20 protein-coding genes are annotated in these 21013 nt (G+C 66.0%); 8 read left to right on the top strand and 12 right to left on the bottom strand.

Going from position 1 to position 21013, the window contains the following annotated elements; genetic code table 11:
• Window positions 1-53: 53 nt before the first annotated feature.
• The gene (locus tag BDD16_RS08305; RefSeq protein WP_179633514.1) at window positions 54-542 is read left to right on the top strand and encodes an Lrp/AsnC family transcriptional regulator; all 489 of its coding nucleotides are present in this window, start codon (window positions 54-56) and stop codon (window positions 540-542) included.
• A 117-nt stretch (window positions 543-659) separates the two neighbouring features.
• The gene (locus tag BDD16_RS08300) at window positions 660-2177 is read left to right on the top strand and encodes an ATP-binding protein (protein WP_246332491.1); all 1518 of its coding nucleotides are present in this window, start codon (window positions 660-662) and stop codon (window positions 2175-2177) included.
• 26 nt (window positions 2178-2203) lie between these two features.
• On the opposite strand, the gene BDD16_RS08295 is transcribed toward BDD16_RS08300, so the two are convergent.
• The 5 genes from BDD16_RS08295 to BDD16_RS08275 all read right to left on the bottom strand — a co-directional run bounded on the left by BDD16_RS08295 (window position 2204) and on the right by BDD16_RS08275 (window position 5901).
• Window positions 2204-2449, bottom strand: a complete 246-nt coding sequence (locus tag BDD16_RS08295; protein WP_179633512.1) for a DUF2442 domain-containing protein — start codon at window positions 2447-2449, stop codon at window positions 2204-2206.
• Window positions 2450-2644: 195 nt separating this feature from the next.
• A complete protein-coding gene (locus BDD16_RS08290) occupies window positions 2645-3412 on the bottom strand; it encodes a hypothetical protein (RefSeq protein ID WP_179633511.1) in 768 nt (255 codons plus the stop codon).
• Window positions 3413-3504: 92 nt separating this feature from the next.
• Entirely contained in the window at window positions 3505-4302 is a 798-nt protein-coding gene (locus BDD16_RS08285) for a Fic family protein (protein ID WP_218897747.1), read from the bottom strand.
• Window positions 4303-4310: 8 nt separating this feature from the next.
• Window positions 4311-5267, bottom strand: a complete 957-nt coding sequence (locus BDD16_RS08280; protein WP_179632657.1) for an IS1595 family transposase — start codon at window positions 5265-5267, stop codon at window positions 4311-4313.
• Window positions 5268-5295: 28 nt separating this feature from the next.
• Window positions 5296-5901 carry a Fic family protein gene (locus BDD16_RS08275; protein WP_179633509.1) on the bottom strand — a complete coding sequence of 202 codons (606 nt, stop codon included), beginning with the start codon at window positions 5899-5901 and terminating at the stop codon, window positions 5296-5298.
• Between the two features lie 814 nt (window positions 5902-6715).
• Here BDD16_RS08275 and BDD16_RS23200 point away from each other — a divergent pair.
• Window positions 6716-6850: a hypothetical protein gene (locus tag BDD16_RS23200; protein ID WP_259375353.1), complete on the top strand. Its 135-nt coding sequence runs from the start codon at window positions 6716-6718 to the stop codon at window positions 6848-6850.
• Window positions 6851-6864: 14 nt separating this feature from the next.
• Complete coding sequence (locus tag BDD16_RS08270; RefSeq protein ID WP_179633508.1) at window positions 6865-7002, top strand: hypothetical protein; 138 nt, start codon at window positions 6865-6867, stop codon at window positions 7000-7002.
• A 116-nt stretch (window positions 7003-7118) separates the two neighbouring features.
• Here the strand turns inward: BDD16_RS08270 and BDD16_RS08265 are convergent.
• The 3 genes from BDD16_RS08265 to BDD16_RS08255 form a co-directional block, all read right to left on the bottom strand.
• A protein-coding gene (locus BDD16_RS08265) for an IS3 family transposase (RefSeq protein ID WP_375139092.1) occupies window positions 7119-8320 on the bottom strand; the annotation gives its coding sequence in 2 pieces (ribosomal slippage) (window positions 7119-8032 and window positions 8032-8320; 1203 coding nt in all).
• A gap of 431 nt (window positions 8321-8751) precedes the next feature.
• The gene (locus BDD16_RS08260) at window positions 8752-9045 is read right to left on the bottom strand and encodes a helix-turn-helix domain-containing protein (RefSeq protein ID WP_179633507.1); all 294 of its coding nucleotides are present in this window, start codon (window positions 9043-9045) and stop codon (window positions 8752-8754) included.
• A gap of 13 nt (window positions 9046-9058) precedes the next feature.
• Window positions 9059-10348: a type II toxin-antitoxin system HipA family toxin gene (locus BDD16_RS08255; RefSeq protein ID WP_179633506.1), complete on the bottom strand. Its 1290-nt coding sequence runs from the start codon at window positions 10346-10348 to the stop codon at window positions 9059-9061.
• Between the two features lie 173 nt (window positions 10349-10521).
• On the opposite strand from BDD16_RS08255, the gene BDD16_RS08250 reads away from it, so the two are divergent.
• A complete protein-coding gene (locus BDD16_RS08250) occupies window positions 10522-11406 on the top strand; it encodes a DUF6920 family protein (protein WP_179633505.1) in 885 nt (294 codons plus the stop codon).
• A 72-nt stretch (window positions 11407-11478) separates the two neighbouring features.
• Window positions 11479-11919, top strand: coding sequence for a GNAT family N-acetyltransferase (locus BDD16_RS08245; RefSeq protein WP_179633504.1), 441 nt, complete (start codon window positions 11479-11481; stop codon window positions 11917-11919).
• A 28-nt stretch (window positions 11920-11947) separates the two neighbouring features.
• On the opposite strand, the gene BDD16_RS08240 is transcribed toward BDD16_RS08245, so the two are convergent.
• Window positions 11948-14239 (bottom strand): putative bifunctional diguanylate cyclase/phosphodiesterase, encoded by a 2292-nt coding sequence (locus BDD16_RS08240; protein ID WP_179633503.1) that lies wholly within the window; start codon window positions 14237-14239, stop codon window positions 11948-11950.
• Between the two features lie 171 nt (window positions 14240-14410).
• Between BDD16_RS08240 and BDD16_RS08235 the strand changes: the two genes are divergently transcribed.
• Window positions 14411-16435 carry a sigma-54-dependent Fis family transcriptional regulator gene (locus BDD16_RS08235; protein WP_179633502.1) on the top strand — a complete coding sequence of 675 codons (2025 nt, stop codon included), beginning with the start codon at window positions 14411-14413 and terminating at the stop codon, window positions 16433-16435.
• Between the two features lie 18 nt (window positions 16436-16453).
• On the opposite strand, the gene BDD16_RS08230 is transcribed toward BDD16_RS08235, so the two are convergent.
• The 3 genes from BDD16_RS08230 to BDD16_RS08220 are packed head-to-tail and all read right to left on the bottom strand — an operon-like array spanning window position 16454 to window position 18914.
• Window positions 16454-16924 (bottom strand): rhodanese-like domain-containing protein, encoded by a 471-nt coding sequence (locus BDD16_RS08230; protein ID WP_246332489.1) that lies wholly within the window; start codon window positions 16922-16924, stop codon window positions 16454-16456.
• Window positions 16925-16941: 17 nt separating this feature from the next.
• On the bottom strand, window positions 16942-18237 hold the full coding sequence (locus BDD16_RS08225; RefSeq protein WP_179633501.1) for an MFS transporter: 1296 nt from the start codon (window positions 18235-18237) through the stop codon (window positions 16942-16944).
• A gap of 14 nt (window positions 18238-18251) precedes the next feature.
• Entirely contained in the window at window positions 18252-18914 is a 663-nt protein-coding gene (locus BDD16_RS08220) for an ArsR/SmtB family transcription factor (RefSeq protein WP_179633500.1), read from the bottom strand.
• Between the two features lie 243 nt (window positions 18915-19157).
• Between BDD16_RS08220 and BDD16_RS08215 the strand changes: the two genes are divergently transcribed.
• Window positions 19158-20978 carry a flavin-containing monooxygenase gene (locus tag BDD16_RS08215; protein ID WP_179633499.1) on the top strand — a complete coding sequence of 607 codons (1821 nt, stop codon included), beginning with the start codon at window positions 19158-19160 and terminating at the stop codon, window positions 20976-20978.
• Window positions 20979-21013 lie beyond the last annotated feature (35 nt).

Genomic DNA, 21013 nt, shown 5'->3' with positions numbered 1-21013 from the left:
TGCTTTTCGCTGTAGATTGGAATGAACCAACCAATTGCTGCGGAGACACGCGAATGAATGAACTTGACCGCCGGGACGCCCTGATCCTGACCGAACTGCAGCGCGACTCGCGCCAGTCCATCGCCCAGATCGCCGAGCGCACGGGCCTGTCCACGACGCCGTGCTGGAAGCGGCTGCGCGAGCTGGAGGCGCGCGGCGTCATCACCGCCTACACCGCGCTGGTGGACCGCGAGCAGGTGGGGCTCGGCCTGTGCGTGATCGCCGAGGTGAACCTGTCGCCGCACACCGAGGACACGGTGCAGCGCTTCGAGCGCGAGGTCGCCGCCTGCCCGCCGATCGTGAGCTGCTACAGCACGACGGGGCAGAGCGACTACGTGATGCGCGTGCTGGTGCGCGACATCAAGGCGTATGACCGCTTCCTGCACGACACCGTGTTCAAGCTGCCGGGGGTGACGCATGTGCGGTCGAGCATGGTGCTGCGGGAGGTGAAGGCGCAGGGGCGGTTGCCGATCGAGGTGCCGGCGGGTGGGGTGGGGGGTTGAGGCATCAGTGGTCGATTCACAATCGACCCTCATGTCTGCCGAATCCACCATGAACAACACGTCGTCTCCTGTCCAACGCCACCGCCCGAGGTTCGCCTGATGCGCTCGGCTGCGGAATTGCTGCGGGAACTCAACAGCGTCGATGAATCGCCTGGCATCGAGGCCAAGCGCGCCTCCGGTGCGGGGAAATCGGTGCTGGAAACGATCATCGCCTTTGCCAACGAGCCGGCGCTGGGCGGTGGTTATCTGCTGCTGGGTGTCGAGCGGATCGGGCCGGGGCAGGCGTATCACGCGGTCGGGGTGACGGATCCGGACAAGCTGCAATCCGATCTGGCGAGCCAGTGCGCCAGCCAGCTCAACCAGCCCTTGCGCCCACGCATGCGGGTCGAATCGATCGACGGGCAGGCAGTGCTGGTGGTGTTCGTGGCCGAGGTGCCACTCACCGACAAGCCGGTCTACCTGCGCGCCACCGGGCTGCCTCGCGGCGCGTTCCGGCGCATCGGCTCGACCGATCAGCGCTGTACCGACGACGACCTGTGGGCGCTGCGCCGCATCGACGAGCCGCAGCCCGGTTTTGACGCGAAGGTGGTCGAGGACTGCTCACTCGACGAACTCGATCCCGACGCGGTGGCCGAATACCGGCGACTGCGGCGGCTGGTGAATCCGCAGGCGGAGGAGCTGGGCTACAGCGACGACGACTTGCTCGAAGCACTGCTGGCGGCGCGGCGCGTGGGCGGGGTACTCAAGCCGACAGTGGCGGGGGTGCTGCTGTTCGGTCGGCCGCTGACGTTGCGGCGGCTGTTTCCGACAGCGGAGGTGTCGTATGTGCGGGTGGTCGGCACCGAGTGGGTGGCCGATCCGGAGCGCCGCTTTGCCGCGACGCTGGACGTGCGCAAGGGCGCGCTGCTGGCGTTTCGGCAGATCGCAGCAGCCATCGAGGACGACCTGCCGCGCGGCTTCTACCTGCCGCCCGGCGCGATGCAGAGCCTGCAGGAGCCGCTGGTGCCGCGTCAGGCGTTCCGCGAGGCGCTGGCGAACGCGATCATTCACCGCAGCTACCGTTTCAACCAGCCGACGATGGTGGTGCGCTACAGCGACCGCATCGAGTTCATCAACACCGGCTGTTCGCTCAAGCCGGTGGCCGAACTGGGGCGCACCGGGCCGGCACAGCGCAACCCGGTGCTGGCGGCGGTGTTCCGAGATGTGGAAATCGCCGAGGCGAAGGGCAGCGGCATTCGCACGATCCGCCGTGTCTGCGAGGCACATGGCTGTCCGGCGCCCGAGTTCGAGTCGCGGCGGGAGGCGGGGACGTTCGTGACGGTGCTGCGGTTGCCGGTGATCGAGGCGGAGGCGGCGGATCAGAAGGTTGCAAGCGAGGTTGCAACCTTGCCGCCCGAGCTTGCAACCTTGGTGGCGACTTTGCAGGGGCGAATGACGCGGGATCACTTGCGGGCGGGCATCGTGCGTCTGTGCGCGTGGCGTCCGCTGAGTGGTGGAGAACTCGCTGAGCTGTTGGGGCGCGATCGGCATTACCTGCGCAACAAGCATCTGATTCCGATGGTCGCGAGTGGGGTGCTGGCGTTGCGGCATCCGGGGCAGCCGAATCATCCGCAGCAGGCGTATGTCGTAGCGTGAGACTCAAGCACACACGCCTGTGCGCATCAGCACCCGGCCAGTGGCGTCATCTCGGCCAGCAGTGTTTCGGGCGCGATGTCCTGCTCATGGGGCCAGGTCACGGCGCCATAGAGGATGCCGACGCGCCTGAAATAGCGCTCATCCTTGAGTTCACGGAACACGCCGCGTTCCAGATACGGCTTCATGTCGAAGATGCCGCGCCGGCCATCCTCGATTTCCACATACAGGCGGTACTCCGGCAGCGGCTTGACGGGCTTCACATCCCAGTGCATTGCGCACCTCGCAGCGGGTCGATCTTGTAGGGGGCGGCGGAGTCAAGGCTGAGGTGCAAGGCCCGAGGGTATTCGGCTTGACATCGAAATCAGACTTCGTCGTGCGAGCCGGCTTGCTGAACCGCCCACTGCGGACCCGCACGGTGGGTGATGTGAGGGCTGGGGGCTAGATACCCCTAGCTACCCGACTAGCCATCACTCGCCGAGTGCGTGCCGAAACTCTGGCGTCGCCGCCGCAATCTGGTATGACTGGATGCAGAGGACTGGCAAACCAAACTCGGACTCCAATTTCAGGCGGGTGTGCTCGCTGTCCTTTGGAAAGGTGCGGGCCACAATTGCAGCAATGACTTTCTTGCTGCCCGTGCGAGGCAGTGCCGCGACTGCTTGAATTACTTTTCGCATCTCTGACGCCGCTATATTGCCCAATTTGGACTGGACGTAGATAGTCTCGGCCGCGTTGGAAGCAACTACGTCTATCTTTAGCGCATCAAGCTCGGAGCCTGCTCTGCTGCTTTCGTAGCCAAGCGATGTGAAATAGGCCACGACTGCGTGTTCTGCTACCTTGCCCCGCGCATTCTGATGACTGCCAAGTACCTTGGCGAGCGAGTTTCGTATATCCAGAACATCTGCTTTGGTTGCTGAGTGTTGCTGCCGCTCACTTTCGGAGACAGCGTCCGAATAGAAGCCGATTTCCGTGCCGGCGAATGCTGTGAAGATGAAGTCATCCCGTTCTGTTGGAATCAACTGATCCGTCATCTGTGTTATCAGCCGATCCAACTCATCTTCGCCAAGCGGCTGCTCAATGACTAGCGTTCCGTGAATCAGCCTATTCTCGAAATGTAGATCCAGTGAGCCGATATTGACGGTGGAATCCGGACGGTTTGACGGTCGCCTTATTATGTGAGATTCGCTTGATGCGGTCCGAACGAGACGGGTGAATAAGAAGACAGGAGGGTGATTCATGTGATGGCTAAAGTTCACCTGCGACACGAAATGCCCACTACCGCCAGGTAGTGGGCATTTTGGGGCATCAGATGCAACGGCAAGTTAGAAATTTATTCTGATTTTTCCAAAATAGCATTAAGAAGTGAATTTGCTAAATTTTCTGCCAAATTCATCGTTCCAATTTTTGTTATCTTATCTTGTGAATTTCTAACAAACCATTCATTACCATCAACTGGCGATGTTGACGCTTCTATGCAAGAGGGGAATTTTTCCCCGTCTGCAATCCATTTTGGAAACCCCGTTGGGTTAGGGCTTGACCACTGAATTGATGGACCTCCTTGATCTTTGAATGATTTTCTCATTAATTGGCTACGATTAATTATGTAAGCCAGTTTTTCAAATTTCTCAAATCCAGGTATGGTTACCGTCACAATAAATGCCCAGCTTCTTGCAACGCTACTGTTGTTGGACAAAGAAATGTAGTCAACCAAATCAAGAGCATCGAAATTTTTGATTGTGCATTTGCCGCCAAGTTCTTCAATTTTTGAAGATATCTTGTATTTGATGATGTCTGCTAGTTGCATAACACTGGTAGACCAGATTTTTAGTTGCTGCTCTTGTTGCGCGCGAAGCCGTTCTATTATTGGATTATAATCCTGCTTTCTCCGCGCAGAAGATTCTAAACCTATTAAGGCACCTTCAATTCGTTCAAAAACCAATTCGGCAAATGATCGAATATCTCCAGCATAATCCGACTCACCCAATGCGTCGATGTAACGATCGCGTTCTTTTTTCTTGATTATTATCGGAGGATAGCCGCCTCTGATTAATTCAAGATTGCCAATTGCACGAGCCACTCGCCCATTTCCATCAATATACGGATGAATATGAGTGAGCCATGCATGCAATATCCTGATTAGCAACGATCCTCAGCATTCCCCCGAACGACCCGCTGAGCCCGAGGCTTGCACCGCGAGACATCGATGATGAGCCGAGCCACCAACTCGCGCAGGTCGAACCGACGGTTGAAGCGGTAGGCGAACGCTGCCAGGTAGCTGCTGGCGTACTTGGGGTACTTGAACGCATGGAACGCACCCGACAACGTCGTCTTCAGGTTGCCCAGCACCGTGTTGACCCAGGTGAACTCGGGCAGCTCGCGCGGCTTGCGCTGCCCCACCACGATCGGCGTGTGCAGACAGCCCGCGCTGGTGACCGCGGCGAAGCACCCCAGCCCGTCGCTGACCACCCGCGCTCCCGGCATCAGCGCCGCCTGCGCCCACTGGCCCACCGCCTCCAGCGTGAAGCCGCTCACCGGCGCGAGCTTGACGTACTGCGGATGCCCCTGGTCATTGACCGAGACCGCCGCCACGAACGGCACCTTGTTCTCCGAACCCCGACCCGCCTTGCCGCCGCTGCGCTCCCCGCCGAGGTAGGCATCGTCGAGCTGCACCGTGCCGTCGAGCCGGTGCTGGCTCTCCCGCTCGGCCATCGCGTGCATGATCTTCTGGTGCATCAGCCACGCCGTCGGGTAGCTCACGCCCACCTGCCGCTTGAGCGCCAGCGCCGACAGCCCCGTCTTGGCCTGGCTGAGCAGGTAGATCGCCAGGAACCACGTTCTCAGCGGCAGCTTGGTGCTCGCGAACAGGCTGCCCGCGGTCAGCGAAGTCTGGTGGCGGCAGCCGTTGCATTGATACAGCTTGCGTGCGCCCTGGCCCACCACGTAGTGCGCCGCAGTGCCGCAGCGCGGGCACTCGAAGCCCTGGGGCCAGCGTGCCTGCTTGACCGCCTCGGCGCATTGCTCTTCCGTGCCGAAGCTGCTCATGAACTCCGGCAGCGACATCCCTTGCTGGAACTGGATTCGGTTCATCGGCATGTGCTCGCTCCTGCGCTTTGTCTGCCTTCTACGCTACGCCTGATCGTCGGCTAGGGCCTTGCTGAAGATCATTGCTAATCAGGTGCAATATTAACGATCTAATCGGTGCAGGAAGCTCTGCATTTTTTAAAGACCATTGCTCCCATCGTTCCATGTGATCCATGATCTCAGACCAGTTTCTTGGAGGTTGATGCGACGATCCTGTTATTATTATTTCCTCATTTCTAAATACACCTGCGCCTTTGCGATCGCCAAGAATAAGGGCGTGAATTTCGCGGAGTTGACTAATATCAGTAGGGCGATCTTTAATGCGTGCAATTTCGGCAATCTTGGTTAGTGCCGCATCAAGTGCAATTGCATCGCGCGCGTACGCGGGGTCGTGCCCAGAAATTGTTACACCTTTTAAAACTGCAAGTTCTGTTTCCCCGACAGAAAGGGTGCTACCTTCGATAGCATTGGATTCAGCAACTTGTTCAAATCTTTTCTCCCCATAATAGTCGCGAAGCGTGGCATCAGTCATGATTCCTGTACTTCGTAGTGTGCCAACGCGTTCTTCTATTTTTATTAACCTTTCGATTACTTGAGATTGCGCGGATTCTTCTAGTGAATAGATTGTTTTTTGTAAGCTTAACATTTGGAATATATTATTAAATGGTGTGATTGTGGTAATTTGCGGATTATTTTTAGGATTTAGTGCAGTTTCTCATCTCGAAACCACAGTGGGTAGGAGTATATTGCACGTGGATTATACCTTGCTTTTTTCTAACTTAATATCGACGTCACACCTTGCTGGCGTAACAACCTTGCTGCTGCGTACCAGCTTGCGAGCAGCGGAACACAAGTGCGCGCCGGGATTGGAGTTTTTCTCTGTCTTGCATGGTTTGCCCCCCGTAAAAACGACCCCAAAGCTTGCACCGCTGGCGTAACCCGTTACGCAGCCAAGCTCAGCACCAGCATACCCGCGCCCTGATCCGCTCGTCCACTGCTGCCACCCTATCCGCCAACCCCTCACACGTAACAACATGCGAACCGTGCCACTGCCTCAACGGGCGTCGGTGTAGCATCCACCCCGCTCGCACACACTGCGGGCACGGGATTGGCGTCCCGACAGAAGGCGCAGCAGCCGCGCCCAACGCGGCTTTTTCACGTCAGTACGATGTGGGCTGCGTGCATGGCTCCGTCTATGGCGGGCCGTGCGGGGGAGTCGCAAGACTCGCCGGCCCTTCTCCGGTACGCCAACCTCGCACGGTCTGCCGCCCTCATTGGCGTGGGGGTAGGCAGGTTCGATCCCTGTCAGAAGGAGCCATTCATGGCTGACACCACCATTTCCCTCGGCGCCCCCTCGCCCGACGACTCCCACCTCCCCGGCCTCGCCGACCTGTTCTCCGACATCGCCGCCGACCTCGACAGCCTGCGCGAACTCGTCGCCGCGCAGCCCGCTGCATGGCGTGCTCGGCGATCTGCTGGCCGTCCTCGCCTGGCGCTGCGACCTCGGCACCCGGCTGGCCGGCGGCCCCGCGTCCCAGCCCACCGCCGAAGAGCGCTTCGTCCATCCCCACACCGCCAGCCGTCTGGGCTTGTGACCGGGAGCGCGACGATGCACCGCCACCACCACCCCCTGTTCGCCTTCGCCCGCCTGCTCCCCCGCTGGCTGCGCCGCCTGACGCTGCGTGAACGCACGTTCTGCGTCATCGCCCTCGACCGCTGGATCCCCCGACCTCCCCGCCCGCGCTGACCCGCCCACGACGGACCGACCGACTCCGAGCGCCCCCACCAACACGGGGCGCCCGTCGGCGCCCGCGCGTCTGCACGTCACGCCACAGGGGTTCTCTTCCACGGACTTTGTCCTGGTCAAGTTATTTCGCACAGCCCGATAGGTTGTGTGATTGCCGATTGATGCTCGAAGGCATTGGGTGGCAAGTTGCCCAGTGTGGAGTGCAGACGCACGCTGTTGTAGAAGCTGACGATGTAGTCGGCGATGTCGCTCGTGGCCTCGGCATGGTTGGCGTAATCGCGCTGCCAGACGCGCTCCATCTTGAGGTTCAGGAAGAAGCGCTCCATCACCGCGTTGTCCCAGCAGTTGCCCTTGCGGCTCATGCTGCCGACCAGGCCGTGTCTGGCCAGCAGCGCCTGATGCGCCGCGCTGGCGTACTGGCTGCCGCGATCCGTGTGGACGATCAAGCCCGGCGCAGGTTGGCGCTGCACGATGGCCAGTTGCAACGCCCGGCACACCAGCCCGGCCTGCATGTCCGGGGCCATCGCCCAGCCCACCACCTTGCGCGCAAACAAGTCCAGCACCACCGCCAGATACAGCCAGCCGCTGCGCGTGCGGATGTAGGTGATGTCGGCGACCCAGGCCTGATCGGGCCGCGTCGGGTTGAACTGTCGGGCCAGCACATTGGGCGAGATCGGCAGCGCGTGTTTGCTGTCGGTCGTGTGCACGAACTTGCGCTTCCACGTCGAGCGCAGACCATGCTGGCACATCAAACGGCGCACGCGGTAGATCCCCATGACGATGCCACGCGAGGCCACCGCCGTGCGCAGCCGTCGGCTGCCGTACGCCCCGCCGCTGGCCGCAAATGCCGCCTTCAGTTGCACGCTGGCCTCGCACACCGCCGGCTGCATTCGGCTGCGCCTGCGGGCCGCGTAGTAGCCCGAGCGGCTGATGCCCAGCACCCGGCAAACCTGCTCCACCACCGCGGCCTTCTCTTGCAGTTGCCCGACGAGCTTGAAGCTCATCGCAGTTCCCGGGCAAAGAAGGCCGATGCTTTTTTTAAAACTTCTACGTCGCCCCGGAGTTGCTTGTTCTCGGCTTCGAGCTGGCGGATGCGCTGGTGCTCCGCCGTCAACGGCTTGCCGATGCCAGGCTGCCCCAGCTGTTCCGCATCGGCCTGTGCCAGCCAGCGCCGCACCGCCGTCTCGCCCAGCTTCATGTCCCGGCAGACCTCGCCAATGCCCAGGCCCTGCGACCGGATCATCTGCACGATCTGCAGCTTGAAGCTCGCGTCAAAGACTCTTCGTTTCGTGTTCGTCACGTTCGTTGTCCAGGTGATTTCCACCTATCGGTGTGTGCGAAATCATTAGACCAGGACACTTGTCGCCCCCTGTGCGCGTCCCGGCTCGGCGCGCGGGCTACCCACGCCGGTAGAGCGGGAACCACGACACCGGCGACCCAGAGGCGCAAGCTGCCACGGGTGTGGTGGGGCGTTCGAGCCCTGAAGGCAGCCTGTCGCGCGCGTCGAACCCGCCAGCGACCCCCGTAGCGACCGACTGACCGACCGATGGTCCGCGTCACGCCGTCCACGCCCAGGGGCCAGCCCCACACGCCGGCAAGGCTTCACCGCCGCGGCGTGCTGGGTCGAGGCTTGCCCCTTCGCTCCCTCCTTCCCTCTCTCCGGTCCCTCGGGGAGCGCGGGCGACAAGTCCTCAGTTCGGGAATTTTTCTATCGGGTATTGATCAGAGGCGGTGGAAGCGATCCCCGGTTCACGGATCCTCCGACATCCGCCGCACCACGCCAAGTTTCAGCCCGACGATGCCCAGCAGCCGGTTCATCGTCTGCACCGTGCCCTCGCTGCGCCCCTGCTCGATGTCCTGCACGGTTCGGTGTGACACACCCGCCAGCCGCGCCAGCTCGGCGCTGGTCAGGCGCATGGACTTCTTCAGGTGGCGGATCGCGTCAGCCAGCGTCCACTCGGGGTGAGCGAGCACCTCCTCGATCGCCTGACGGCGCAGCAGCACCTGTTCACTGACCGGCAGAGGGAGGTAGCGCTTGTCCATGGCCGACGCCGGTTCAGCGCAGTCCGTCCAGCTGGCGGGCCAGCGACTCGATGCCGGGGCGCAGCAGGGCGTGGACCGCCGAAGACAAGCCCAGCGCCACACCCTCGCGCGCGATGCTGGCCAGCGCCGGTGCCATCTGCCGCAGCCCGTCGCACAAGGCCGCACGGTCCAGCACGGGGTCCCGGCCGACGGCATCAAGCACCCGCGACCAGTCCGGACTGCCTGCGTCGCCCTCGGCCCAGCGCATTCGCCGCCCGATGCCATCGGGATGCAGGAACATCGGCGCGAAATCGAACAACGGCGACAGCGCGACATGCCCGCTGAAGTCACGCTGCAGCGCCGTGTTGCGGGCGTGGTTGTCCTTGTTGCCCAGCGCCAGATTGGCGATGTCGCGCCGCAGGTATTCGAGCACCTCGGTCTGCGGATCGGCACAGCGCCGCACCAGCTGGTGGCAGACCGCGTCATGGCTGGGCACAGTGCCGAAGCCGGCGGTGCCGGTCAGCGACGCGATGCTTTCCTGGGCCAGCCGCTCGACCCCGTCCGCGTCGATCCGGCGGTCAAACCGCGGAATGAACAAGGCCCGCCCGCGCAGCACCAGCGGCGCGTGCACCCGCAGCCCAAGTCGCTGCGCCAACCCCATGTAGACCGCCTCGTGGCGCAGGATCTCGGCCAGCGGCTCGCTGCGCCCACGGCCGAACTTGACGATGTAGTGCGCACGGGCCTGCGCATCGGGCAGTGTGTGGTCCAGGTACAGCAACCCATCCGCGGCCCGCGTCAGCAGCAATTTGGGCCACTCGCCCTGCACACCGGAAGAGCCCGCCACGAACAGGCCATGCGCCGCCAGGTGATCGGTGAAATCGCCGCCACGCTCGGCCACCTCTTCGTCCGTGAAGCCGCGGCACTCGCCTGCCCGGTCGGCCAGCCATTCGGCGGCCTCGCGGATGCGCAGATGCCCGATCGGATTCGCAGCCCCCGCCAGCAGCAGCGGCCAATCCGCCGGTTCGGCAGCCGTCTCCGGCAGGTTCAGCCGCCGCAGCATCTCCTCCCGACCGAAGCCCTGCGGCAGCAGGTCGATCAGGAACACCGGCCAGTGCGGCAAGTCCAGCGGCGCGAGCCCGACCGGGAAGCGGCAGGTGAACGCATGGGCGTCGCGCGCACCCTCATGCTCGACGGCCCAGGCCACCTCATAGCCGGTGTAGCTATGGGCTCGCCAGCCCAGCTGCGCCGACGCGAACAGGCTGACACTGCCGACATCACACCAAGCGCCAGCAGTGAACAGTTGGATGGTGCATTGGGAATTCATTTGCACAGAATTCTAGTCATTCAAGTTGCCACTGCATCCATGAAATCACTAGATTTCTGTGTCAATGCATCGAAACGCTGCTCCCCGAGCACTCGAACTCCACACCCGTTGCGTCAGATCACCCGCCGGTACGCACCGGCCCCCAGAATGGACCGCGCAAAGGGAGATCTCGCATGGACAGGTGGCTGGTCGGAGGATTGGGCGTGCTCGCCGTGCTGGTGGCGGTGGGCGTGGCGGCGGTAGCCGGACTGTCGCGGATCGGCGCCACGCGCTGGGCGGAGGCCACGGCGGCGCTGCACCAGCAGCTCGATGCCGCCCAGGCGGCACCCGCCGCCGGCCGCCAGTTCAACGCGGCCCGCGACCTCGACGGCCTGCCCCCACCCGTGCAGCGCTACCTGCGCGCCGCGCTGACCGAGGGCCAGCGGCGGGTCCGCAGCGTGGACATGGCGCAGGTCGGCACCATGGACCTCGGCGAACGCACGCCCCGCTGGAAACCCTTCCGCGCCACCGAGCGGTTCGCCATCGACCGGCCGGGCTTCGTCTGGGACGCAGCCATCGCGGTGTTCCCGGGCGTGCCGGTGCGGGTGCACGACGCCTATGTGGCGGGCGAGGGCCGGCTGCATCCGGCCGTGTTCGGGCTGTTCACGCTCACCGACCAGCGCGACACCGGCGGCGAACTGGCGCAGGGCGAGTTGCTGCGCTTCCTGGCCGAGGCGCCCTGGTACCCGACCCTGCTGCTGCCCGGCCCGAATCTGCGCTGGGAGCCGGTGGACGACCGCGCGGCGCGGGTCACGCTGCGCGACGGGGCCACCGTGGTGACGATGACCTTCCGCTTCGGCGACGACGCGATGGTCGACTCGATGCGGGCCGAGGCGCGGGGACGCATGGTGGACGGACACAGCGTGCCGACCGTGTGGGAGGGCCGCTGGTCGGACTACGCGGTGCGCGACGGCATGCGCGTGCCGCTGGCGGGCGAGGTGGCGTGGCGTCTGCCCGAAGGACTGAAGCCCTACTGGCGCGGGCGGGTCACGCGGCTGACCTACACCTTCGTTGACTGACATGACCGTGACGGAAGCCGGGGCCGAAGTTCGCTACCGTACGGGGTCTGATCCCACCGAAGGAAGCCGCCCATGCTGATCCGACCCGCCCGCCCCGAGGACCACGCCCAGTGGCTCCCGCTCTGGAAGGGCTACCAGACCTTCTACCGCGCCAGCATTCCGGACGCGGTCACCGCCACGACCTGGCAGCGCTTCCACACGCCGGAGGAGCCGATGCACTGTGCCGTCGCCGAGGTCGAGGGCCAGCTGGTGGGGATCGTCCACTACCTCTTCCACCGCAGCTGCTGGACCACCGGCGACTACTGCTACCTGCAGGACCTGTACGCCGCGCCCGACCACCGTGGCCAGGGCATCGGCCGGGCACTGATCGAGCATGTCTACGCCGCGGCAACGCAGGCCGGCACCTCGCGTGTCCACTGGCTGACCCACGAGACCAACCTCGACGCGATGCAGCTCTACGACCGGATCGCCGACAAGAGCGGCTTCGTGCAGTACCGACGGCTACTGGGCTGAACCGCGGGCGGCAGGTGGCTGGCCGCCTTCAGGCGATGCAGGGCGCCACGCCGACCGAGCTGCGCAGCAGCGTCTCGAACGCCTCGGCCGGCAGCGGCCGGCTGAACAGGTAGCCCTGCAGCTCGTCGCAGCCGTTGCGGCGCAGGAAGTCGCGCTGCTCGGTGGTCTCGACACCTTCGCCGACGGTGGTCAGGCCGAGGCTGCGCGCCAGGTTGATCACGGTGGTGACGATGGCCTCGTCCTGCGGGTCGTGGTGCAGGCCGCGCACGAAGGACTGGTCGATCTTGAGCTTGTCCACCGCGAAGCGCTTGAGGTAGCTGAGCGAGGAGTACCCGGTGCCGAAGTCGTCGATCGACAGCGTCACGCCAAGCTGCTTCAGGCCGGCGATGGTGGCGATGGTGAAGGTCGAGTCCTCCATCGCCACGCTCTCGGTCAGCTCCAGCTCCAGCATCGCCGCCGGCAAGCCGCTGTCGCGCAGCGCCTCGGCCAGGCTGTCGCGCAGCCCCGGGTGGCGGAACTGCACCACCGACAGGTTCACCGCCACCGGCACGACCGGCAGCCCCGCCGCCTGCCATTCGGCGGTCTGCGCCAGCGCCCGCCGGATCACCCAGGTGCCGATCTCCTGGATCAGCCCCGACTCCTCGGCGATGGGGATGAACCGCGACGGCGGCACCAGGCCCCGCGTCGGGTGCTGCCAGCGGATGAGGGCCTCGACGCCGACGATGCGCTGCGTGACGGCGTTCACCTTGGGCTGGTAGTGCAGCACGAGCTGCCCCCGCTCCTGCGCCCAGCGCAGGTCGCGCGTCAGCGCCAGCGCGTCCTGTATCTGCTCCTGCAGGTTCAGCGAGAAGAAGCGCACCGTGTTGCGGCCCTCGCGCTTGGCCTGGTGCACGGCCGATTCCGCCGCCTGCGTCAGGCGGGCCAGGTCGGATCCGTTGTCGGGGTACTCGGCCACGCCCACACTGGCGGTCAGGTGCAGCACCTGGTTGCTCATCACGTTCAACGGTTCGGCCACGGCGGCCATCAGGCGCAGGCTGAGCTGGGCACTGTCCCGGGCCGAGGTGTTGGGCAGCAGCAGGATGAAGTCGTCGCCACCGAGCCGGCACACGGTGTCATCGGTCCGCAGCACGCCCGTGAGCCGCAGGGCGACCTCGCACAGCACCTGGTCGCCGACCTCGTGGCCGAGGGACTCGTTGATACGGCCGAAGTGGTCCACGTTCAGGTGCATCACGGTCAGCGGCGTGCGCTGCCGGCCAGCGGTCGACAGCGCCACCCGCGCACGGTCGGCCAGCAGGGCCCGGTTGGGCAGGTCGGTCAGCGCGTCGTAGTTGGCCAGGTGGAGGATGCGTTCTTCGGCCGCCTTGCGGCTGGAGGTTTCGGTGAAGATGCCCAGGTACTGGCGGACCTGGCCCTGATCGTCCCGGATCGCGTTGATGGTGAGCCACTCGGGGTACACCTCACCGGACTTGCGGCGGTTCCAGATCTCGCCGCCCCAGTGGCCCTCGGCATTGATCTGCGCCCACATCGCTGCATAGAAGGCCCCGTCCTGCCGCCCCGACTTGAGCAGCGCAGGGGTCTTGCCCAGCACCTCGCCCAGCGCGTAGCCCGTGATCCGGGAGAAGGCGCGGTTGATCGAGAGGATGCGCGCCCGCTCGTCGGTGATGAAGATGCCTTCCTGGCTCGACTCGAACACCTGCGCGATCAGGCGTGCACGTTCTTCGGCCTGCCGGCGGTCGGTCACGTCCAGCCAGGCACCGGTCAGGTTGGTGATCGCGCCCGCCGCATCGCGCACCACCACCACGCTGTCATTGATCCAGCGGTAGTGGCCGTCCGCATGCCGGAAACGGTATTCATGCCGCACCGAGCCGGTGGCCATCAGCGTGCGCTGCGCCTGGTGGATTCGATCCAGGTCATCGGGATGGAGGCGGTACGTCCACAGATTCGGCGTCGACAGCCACTGCGCCACCGGGTAGCCGGTGACGGTCTCGACGTTCTGCCCCACGAAGTCGATCGCGAGCGCCCCCGACGGTGCGGCCGGACGCAGCGAATAGAGGACGGCCGGGTTGACGTTCAGGATGTCGGCGAGGTGGTCACGCTGCTGCATGGCCTGGGCTTCCAGCGCGGCACGGGTCCGCTCGGACCGGCGCACCAGCACGTAGAGAAGCAGCGCACTGAGCCCGACAAAGAGCAGCCCCTTGAAGGACTGGATCGTCGACAGCAGCGCGATGTCCTGCGTGAACAGCCCGATGGCGCGGTCCGAAACCAGGATCCAGACCGTTCCGAACAGCAGGAAGAGAGCGACGATGCGGGCGGCAGTCATGCGGTTGAAAGCGTGGCACGTAGAAAGTCGAATATCTTCAACTCTTTGCGTATCTTGACGACGCACAAATAACGGGGCATTGCCAAAGAAGGGGGTATTCACGGCTCGTCAGCGGGTGTCGGCTGCGGCACAGTGGTCGCTCCCTGCAGCATCCCCGCCACGGAGACCGCCATGCCGCCCCACGCCCTGGTCGCCGCGCCTTCCCAGCGCGCCCACATCGCCACGGTGATGCAGGTGGCTGACGCTGGCATGACCGCACCCGCTGCCGCCCGCCACGACACCATCATCCGCGCGAGCTGGCAGCGCTGCGTCCACGAACACCGGCTCGACCCGACGCGAATGCAGGAGGCGATCATCCTGCCGCAGGCCCGGCTGCGCGAGCACCAGGAGCAGATGGACGCCTTCCTCCACATCGCCCGCCACGGGCTGGAGGCGCTGTACCAGCAGGTCGCCGGGCTGGGCTATGTCGTGCTGCTGACGGACGCGCGCGGGGTGACGGTGGATTTCCTCGGCGACCTGGTGCTGGAGCCGAGCCTGCGCAAGGCGGGGCTCTACCTCGGCGCCGACTGGAGCGAGGCACACGCGGGCACCTGTGGCGTCGGCACCTGCCTGAGCACCGGCGAGGCGCTCACCGTCCACCTCGACGACCACTTCGACGCCACGCACATCCCGCTGACCTGCACCAGCGCGCCGGTCTACGACGCCCGCGGCCAGCTCAACGCCGTGCTCGACATCTCGCAGCTCAGCAGCCACCAGCCCAAGGAGAGCCAGCACCTGGCGCTGCAACTGGTCAAGGCGTGTGCGCAGCAGGTGGAGAACGCCGCCTTTCTGCACCGCCACCGCCGCGACTGGGTGCTGCGGCTGAGCGAGGCGCCGCAGTTCCTCGACGTGAACCCCGACTACCTGCTGGCGCTCGACAGCAGCGGGCGCGTGATCGGCCACAACCGGCGGGCGCAGCGGCTGTTCGAGCCGGCGACGGGCGCGGCGGGTCGTCCGCCGGGCGCCGTGTCCACGCTGATCGGACAACCGCTGGGCCGGCTGCTGGACGTGTCGTTGAACGAGCTGGGGCGCTTCGTGCAGGGCCGGGCGGTCGACCAGCGCGCGGTGCTGCGTGCGGGCGGCCGACACCGGCTGTTCCTGGGCGTGACGCCACCGCCGACCCGCGCGCCCTGGTCCTCCGCCGCGGCACCGGACGCCGCGCCGCGCCGGGCACCGCAGGTCGAGCAGCCCGTACCGCCACCGCTGCAGGCGCTCTCGGGCGGCGACCCCGCGCTGGACCGCCAGATCACCCGCGCCGCCCGGCTCGTCAACAGCCCCGTCAGCCTGCTCCTCACCGGCGAGACCGGCAGCGGCAAGGAATACTTTGCCAAGGCGCTGCACCAGAGCAGCCAGCGCCGCGCCGGCCCGTTCGTCGCGGTGAACTGCGCCGCCATCCCCGAGACGCTGATCGAGAGTGAACTGTTCGGCCACCTCGCGGGCAGCTTCTCCGGCGCCGGGCCGCGGGGCAAGCGCGGGCTGATCCAGGAAGCCGATGGCGGCACGCTCTTCCTCGACGAGATCGGCGACATGCCGCGCGGACTGCAGGCGCGGCTGCTGCGGGTGCTGGCCGAACGCGAGGTGCTGCCGATCGGCGCGACGCGGCCGGTGCCGGTGAACCTGCGCGTGATCGCCGCGACGCACTGCGCGCTGGAGGCGATGGTGCGCGAGGGGCGTTTCCGCGAGGACCTGTACTACCGGCTCAACGGCGCGCTGTTCACGCTGCCGCCGCTGCGCGAACGGCAAGACCTCGACTGGCTGATCGACCGCCTGCTGGCCGACGCCACCCGCCCGGCCGCGCCACCCCGCCTGACCACCGACGCCCGCGCCGCGCTGCACCGCCACGGCTGGCCCGGCAACCTGCGCGAGCTGCACAACGCGATCGACTACGCGCGCACGGTCTGCAACGACGGCGTGGTGCGGCTGGACGATCTGCCGGACGCGCTGACGGCGAGGCGTCGTGAAACCGCAGCGCCGGTGAGCACCGAAGCGACGCCGGGCGAGGAGGCCGATCGGTTGTTGCAGGCGCTGCGGGCGGCGCGCTGGAACGTGTCCGCCGTGGCGCGCACGCTGGGCTGCTCGCGCATGACGCTGTACCGGCGGATGAAGCGGTTCGGGATCGCGTCGCCGCTCGACGACGCGGGGCCGCTGGCGCACTGAGCCGCAGCCTGGCGCGTGCTACTTCGCAGCCGCTGCGGTGGCCGCTTTCCAGGCGATGAACCCGCCGTGCAGAAGGCGCACGTTCTCGAACCCGGCCAGGCGCAGCGCCATCGCCGACTGGGCCGCAAACGAGCCCGTGTTGCAGTAGGCCAGGATCAGCTGGTCCTTGGGCAGCGACGCCCGCTCGGCGAAGACCTTGCGCCACTCGATGTTCACGGCACCGGGGATGTGCTCCTTGGCGAACTGGCCTGCATCGCGGACGTCGAGGAGGTAGAACGTCTTCCAGTCTCCCGCCGGGATCTGCTCGGCCATGATGGTGCCGCTGTTGTAGTCGCTGAACTCGAAGTAGGTCTCCAGCGCCTCCGTGCTGGCCTTGTCGAGCTGGGCGTGGGCCAGGAGCGGCAGTCCGCCCAGCACGGCGGCACAGGTGGCAGCCAGGGCCAGGGTCTTGGCTCGGTGAGCCGCGGTCATCAGGTTCATCAGGTTCATCAGGGTCTCCAGCAAGGTCAGTCTTCCAGCACCACCGGGGCCGGGTTGAGTCGCAGGTGGGTTTCTTCCCCCCAGCGCCACAGCACGCCCCCCGACAGGAACATCGCCACGGCCACGAACGAGAACGCGGTCTCGATGCGTCCACCCAGTGCCGCCGCGGCGCCCAGCCCGAGTGCACCGAGCCCGTAGCCCAGGTCGCGCCAGAAGCGGTAGAGGCCGATGGCCGAGGCGCGCCATGTCGGGTGGGCGATGTCGGCCACCGCGGCGCTCAGATTCGGGTAGAGCATGGCCATGCCCAACCCGGCGACCGCGGCCGACGTGCTCCACCACCACGCGCTGTGGCCCATCGGCAGCAGGGCCACGCCCGCGCCACACAGCCACATGCCCGCGACGTTGAGGCCGTGCCGACCGATGCGGTCGGAGAGCCGCCCGGTGAAGAACTGCGCGCCACCCCAGGTGAAGCCGTAGACGCCCACGATCCAGCCAATCCCGGGCAGATCCACGCCCTGCTGGTGCAGGTAGACCGGCCAGAAGACCCAGACCAGCGCATCGACGAACTTCTCGACCAGCCCGGCCTGGCACAGCGCGGCCAGCCGCCGGTCCTTCCAGCTCACCAGCGCGAAGAGTTCGCGGGTGCTCGGATGCGCGCTCACCCCGGACGGATGACGCGGGCGCAGGCCGGCGACTGCGGCGGCCGCCGCGTGGCCCTTCACCTCCGCATGCGCCCACGGCAAGGTTTCGACCACGGCCCACCACGCCAGCACGCTCGCCAGCCCGATCACCGCCATGCCGAACCACAGCAAGCCTTGCCGCGGCCCGAGCCACACCGCGGCGTAGCCCGTCAGCACCCCGGCGATGGCGACACCTGCATAGCCCGAAAACTCGTTCAGCCCGATGACCAGACCGCGCTGGTCCGCCCGCGTGAGGTCGAGCTTGGCAGTCTGCGTCATGGACCACGTCAGCCCCTGGTTCACCCCCAGCAGCACCGTGGCCGCGACGATCCAGCCCCAGGACGGCGCCCAGGCCACCAGAAGCGGAATCGGCAGCGCCACCGCCCAGCCGATCAGCAGCACCCGGCGTCGCCCGATGCGCTCGGCCAGCCGGCCCGCGACGAAGTTCATCGCGCCCTTGACGAAGCCGAAGGCGACGACGAACGCCACCAGCAGCATGAACGAGCCGCGTGGCACGCCGAACTCGGACTCGGCCAGCGCCGGCACGACGTTGCGCATCATGCCGATCGTCATGCCGACCAGCAGCACCTGCAGCAGGTGGTGGGACACCTGAGCGCGGTTGGCACGCAGACCGAAGCGCATGGAGGTCCGTGCCTTCAGGCGGCAAGCGGCAGACCGCGGGCGCGCCACTCGGCCACGCCATCGGTCAAGTGGATGGCGGGGTGGCCGTGCTGGCGCAGCAGTTCGACCGCTTCCTTGGCCATGAGGCAGAACGGCCCACGGCAGTAGGCCACCACGGGCAGCCCTGGCGGCAGCTCGGCCAGACGCTGCCTCAACTCGTTCATCGGCATCGATCGGGCGTGCGGCAGATGGGCGGCGCTGTACTCGGCCGCGGGGCGCACATCCAGCACCACGACCTCGCCCAGGGACGCCTTGTGCAGCAAGGCTTGCCGGTCCAGCCCTTCGAGTGCGTGCCCGTGTGCGACCACGTCCCCGAGCGCCACCTGCAGTTCCACGAGCCGTTCCTCGGCTTCGGCGCGCAGGCTGACCCACAGGTCGGCCACGCTGGTGCTGCTCAGGCGGTACAGCACGTACTTGCCGTCCTTGCGCGTCTCGACGAGGCGGGCCAGCCGCAGCTCCCTGAGGTGTGCGCTGGTGAGCTTGACGCTGATGTCGGCCTGCGCTGCCAAGGTCTCGACGGTCTTCTCCCCCTGGCACAGCAATTCGACCAGTTCCAGCCGCTTCGGGCTGGCCATGGCCTTGCCGATGCGGGCGACCTGCTCGTAGAGGTGGTTCTTGATCTCTCGGTGTGCGGTCATCCGAACATTCTAGTATTCATTGGAATGTATCCACGGCAGGTTCAGGTGAGGGTTCATGTGCACGCCGTACACCTGTCTCGCTGTGACAGGTGTCACCGCCCGAATGGACGGACGACCGACCGCCTCCACACGCGGAAAACCCAGCCCCATCAAGCACTTGCGCAATGCTGCGGCGCAGCACCCCAGACGGGCACAGCCCTTGCGCAAAGCCTGTCTCCGACCCACCAGAACGGAGACAAGCCCATGACATCGACGGACACCGTCACCACGACTACCCCCACGCCCACGGAGCAGGCCGCCGACTGGCTCGCCCGCTTCGCCGCCGCGCTCGCCGCCGGACAAGCCGACACCGCCGCCGCGCTGTTCGGCGAGGACAGCTACTGGCGCGACCTCGTCAGCTTCACCTGGAACCTCCGCACCGAGGAAGGCCGCGGCGCCATCCACGAGATGCTGGCCGCGCGGCTGGCCGATGTGCAGCCGTCGAACTTCCAGCTGCAAGGCGACGCCACCGAGGCCGGCGGCATCACCGAGGCGTGGTTCACCTTCGAGACCGCCGTGGCGCGCGGCCTGGGGCACCTGCGGCTCATGAACGGGCTGGCGTGGACCTTCCTGACCACGATGGTCGAGCTGAAGGGCCACGAGGAGAAGAAGGGCACGCGCCGCATCAAGGGCGCCGAACACGGTGTCCACCCCGGCCGGCAGACCTGGCTGGAAGCACGCCAGCACGAGGCCGCCACGCTGGGCTACACAGAACAACCCGAGGTCGTCATCATCGGCGGCGGGCAGGGCGGTATCGGGCTGGGCGCGCGGCTGCGGCGGCTGGGCGTGCCGACGATCATCATCGAGAAGAACGCCCGCGCCGGCGACTCCTGGCGCAACCGCTACAAGAGCCTGTGCCTGCACGACCCGGTCTGGTACGACCACATGCCCTACCTGCCGTTCCCGGACGACTGGCCGGTGTTCTGCCCCAAGGACAAGGTCGGCGACTGGCTGGAGAGCTACACCAAGCTGATGGAGCTGAACTACTGGAGCAGCACCGTCGCCGAGAAGGCCCGCTGGGACGAGGACGCGCAGCGCTGGGAAGTGCGTGTCGTGCGCGACGGCCAGCCGGTGACGCTGCGGCCGAAGCAGCTCGTGTTCGCGCTGGGCGTGTCGGGCTATGCGAACGTGCCGAAGATCCCCGGCGCCGAGACCTTCCTCGGCCAGCAGCACCACTCCAGCAAGCACCCCGGCGGTGACGCCTGGCGCGGCAAGAAGGCGGTCGTGCTCGGCTCGAACAACTCGGCGCACGACATCTGCGCCGACCTGTGGGAGAACGGCGCCGACGTGACCATGGTGCAGCGCTCGTCCACGCACATCGCGCCGTCGGACTCGCTGATGGAGCTGGCGCTCGGCGGGCTGTACTCGGAGCAGGCGGTGGCCAGCGGCATCGACCACCACAAGGCGGACCTGGTCTTCGCCTCGGTGCCGTACAAGATCATGCACACCTTCCACATCCCCGTGTACGAGGAGATGAAGCGCCGCGACGCCGACCTCTACCGCCGCCTGGAGGAGGCCGGCTTCATGCTCGACTTCGGCGAGGACGGCTCGGGGCTGTTCATGAAGTACCTACGCCGCGGCTCGGGCTACTACATCGACGTGGGCGCGAGCGAGCTGATCGCCAACGGCAGCGTCCACCTGCGCAGCCGCGTGGACATCGCCCGCGTCAACCCGACCTCGGTGACGCTGACGGACGGCAGCGAGCTGCCCTGCGACCTGCTGGTCTACGCCACCGGCTACGGCTCGATGAACAACTGGCTGGCCGATCTGGTCTCGCCGGAGGTGGCGGACCGGGTGGGCAAGTGCTGGGGTCTGGGCTCGGCGACGACCAAGGATCCAGGGCCGTGGGAGGGCGAGCTGCGCAACATGTGGAAGCCCACGCCTGTGGATAACCTGTGGATCCATGGCGGCAACCTGCACCAGTCGCGCCACTACTCGCAGTTCCTGTCGCTGCAGTTGAAGGCGCGCATGGAGGGCATTCCGACGCCGGTGTACAAGCCGGCGCCGAGCCACCACCGGCGCTGACGGAGGGACCGACCGCAGGCCGCGCCAGCGCTCTA

It is taken from the genome of Sphaerotilus montanus (assembly GCF_013410775.1).
GTDB lineage: Bacteria > Pseudomonadota > Gammaproteobacteria > Burkholderiales > Burkholderiaceae_C > Sphaerotilus > Sphaerotilus montanus.
This window is presented reverse-complemented; position numbering and strand designations above follow the sequence as displayed.

Excerpts from the sequence above, each read along its gene's own strand:
- BDD16_RS08220 (WP_179633500.1), bottom strand. The coding sequence starts at position 18,914 with ATGACCGCACACCGAGAGATCAAGAACCACCTCTACGAGCAGGTCGCC.
- BDD16_RS08255 (WP_179633506.1), bottom strand. The coding sequence starts at position 10,348 with ATGAATTCCCAATGCACCATCCAACTGTTCACTGCTGGCGCTTGGTGT.
- BDD16_RS08235 (WP_179633502.1), top strand. The coding sequence starts at position 14,411 with ATGCCGCCCCACGCCCTGGTCGCCGCGCCTTCCCAGCGCGCCCACATC.
- BDD16_RS08270 (WP_179633508.1), top strand. The coding sequence starts at position 6,865 with ATGCACCGCCACCACCACCCCCTGTTCGCCTTCGCCCGCCTGCTCCCC.
- BDD16_RS08280 (WP_179632657.1), bottom strand. The coding sequence starts at position 5,267 with ATGCCGATGAACCGAATCCAGTTCCAGCAAGGGATGTCGCTGCCGGAG.
- BDD16_RS08260 (WP_179633507.1), bottom strand. The coding sequence starts at position 9,045 with ATGGACAAGCGCTACCTCCCTCTGCCGGTCAGTGAACAGGTGCTGCTG.
- BDD16_RS08245 (WP_179633504.1), top strand. The coding sequence starts at position 11,479 with ATGCTGATCCGACCCGCCCGCCCCGAGGACCACGCCCAGTGGCTCCCG.
- BDD16_RS08290 (WP_179633511.1), bottom strand. The coding sequence starts at position 3,412 with ATGAATCACCCTCCTGTCTTCTTATTCACCCGTCTCGTTCGGACCGCA.
- BDD16_RS08240 (WP_179633503.1), bottom strand. The coding sequence starts at position 14,239 with ATGACTGCCGCCCGCATCGTCGCTCTCTTCCTGCTGTTCGGAACGGTC.
- BDD16_RS08295 (WP_179633512.1), bottom strand. The coding sequence starts at position 2,449 with ATGCACTGGGATGTGAAGCCCGTCAAGCCGCTGCCGGAGTACCGCCTG.
- BDD16_RS08275 (WP_179633509.1), bottom strand. The coding sequence starts at position 5,901 with ATGTTAAGCTTACAAAAAACAATCTATTCACTAGAAGAATCCGCGCAA.
- BDD16_RS08305 (WP_179633514.1), top strand. The coding sequence starts at position 54 with ATGAATGAACTTGACCGCCGGGACGCCCTGATCCTGACCGAACTGCAG.
- BDD16_RS08215 (WP_179633499.1), top strand. The coding sequence starts at position 19,158 with ATGACATCGACGGACACCGTCACCACGACTACCCCCACGCCCACGGAG.
- BDD16_RS08250 (WP_179633505.1), top strand. The coding sequence starts at position 10,522 with ATGGACAGGTGGCTGGTCGGAGGATTGGGCGTGCTCGCCGTGCTGGTG.
- BDD16_RS08230 (WP_246332489.1), bottom strand. The coding sequence starts at position 16,924 with ATGAACCTGATGAACCTGATGACCGCGGCTCACCGAGCCAAGACCCTG.
- BDD16_RS08225 (WP_179633501.1), bottom strand. The coding sequence starts at position 18,237 with ATGCGCTTCGGTCTGCGTGCCAACCGCGCTCAGGTGTCCCACCACCTG.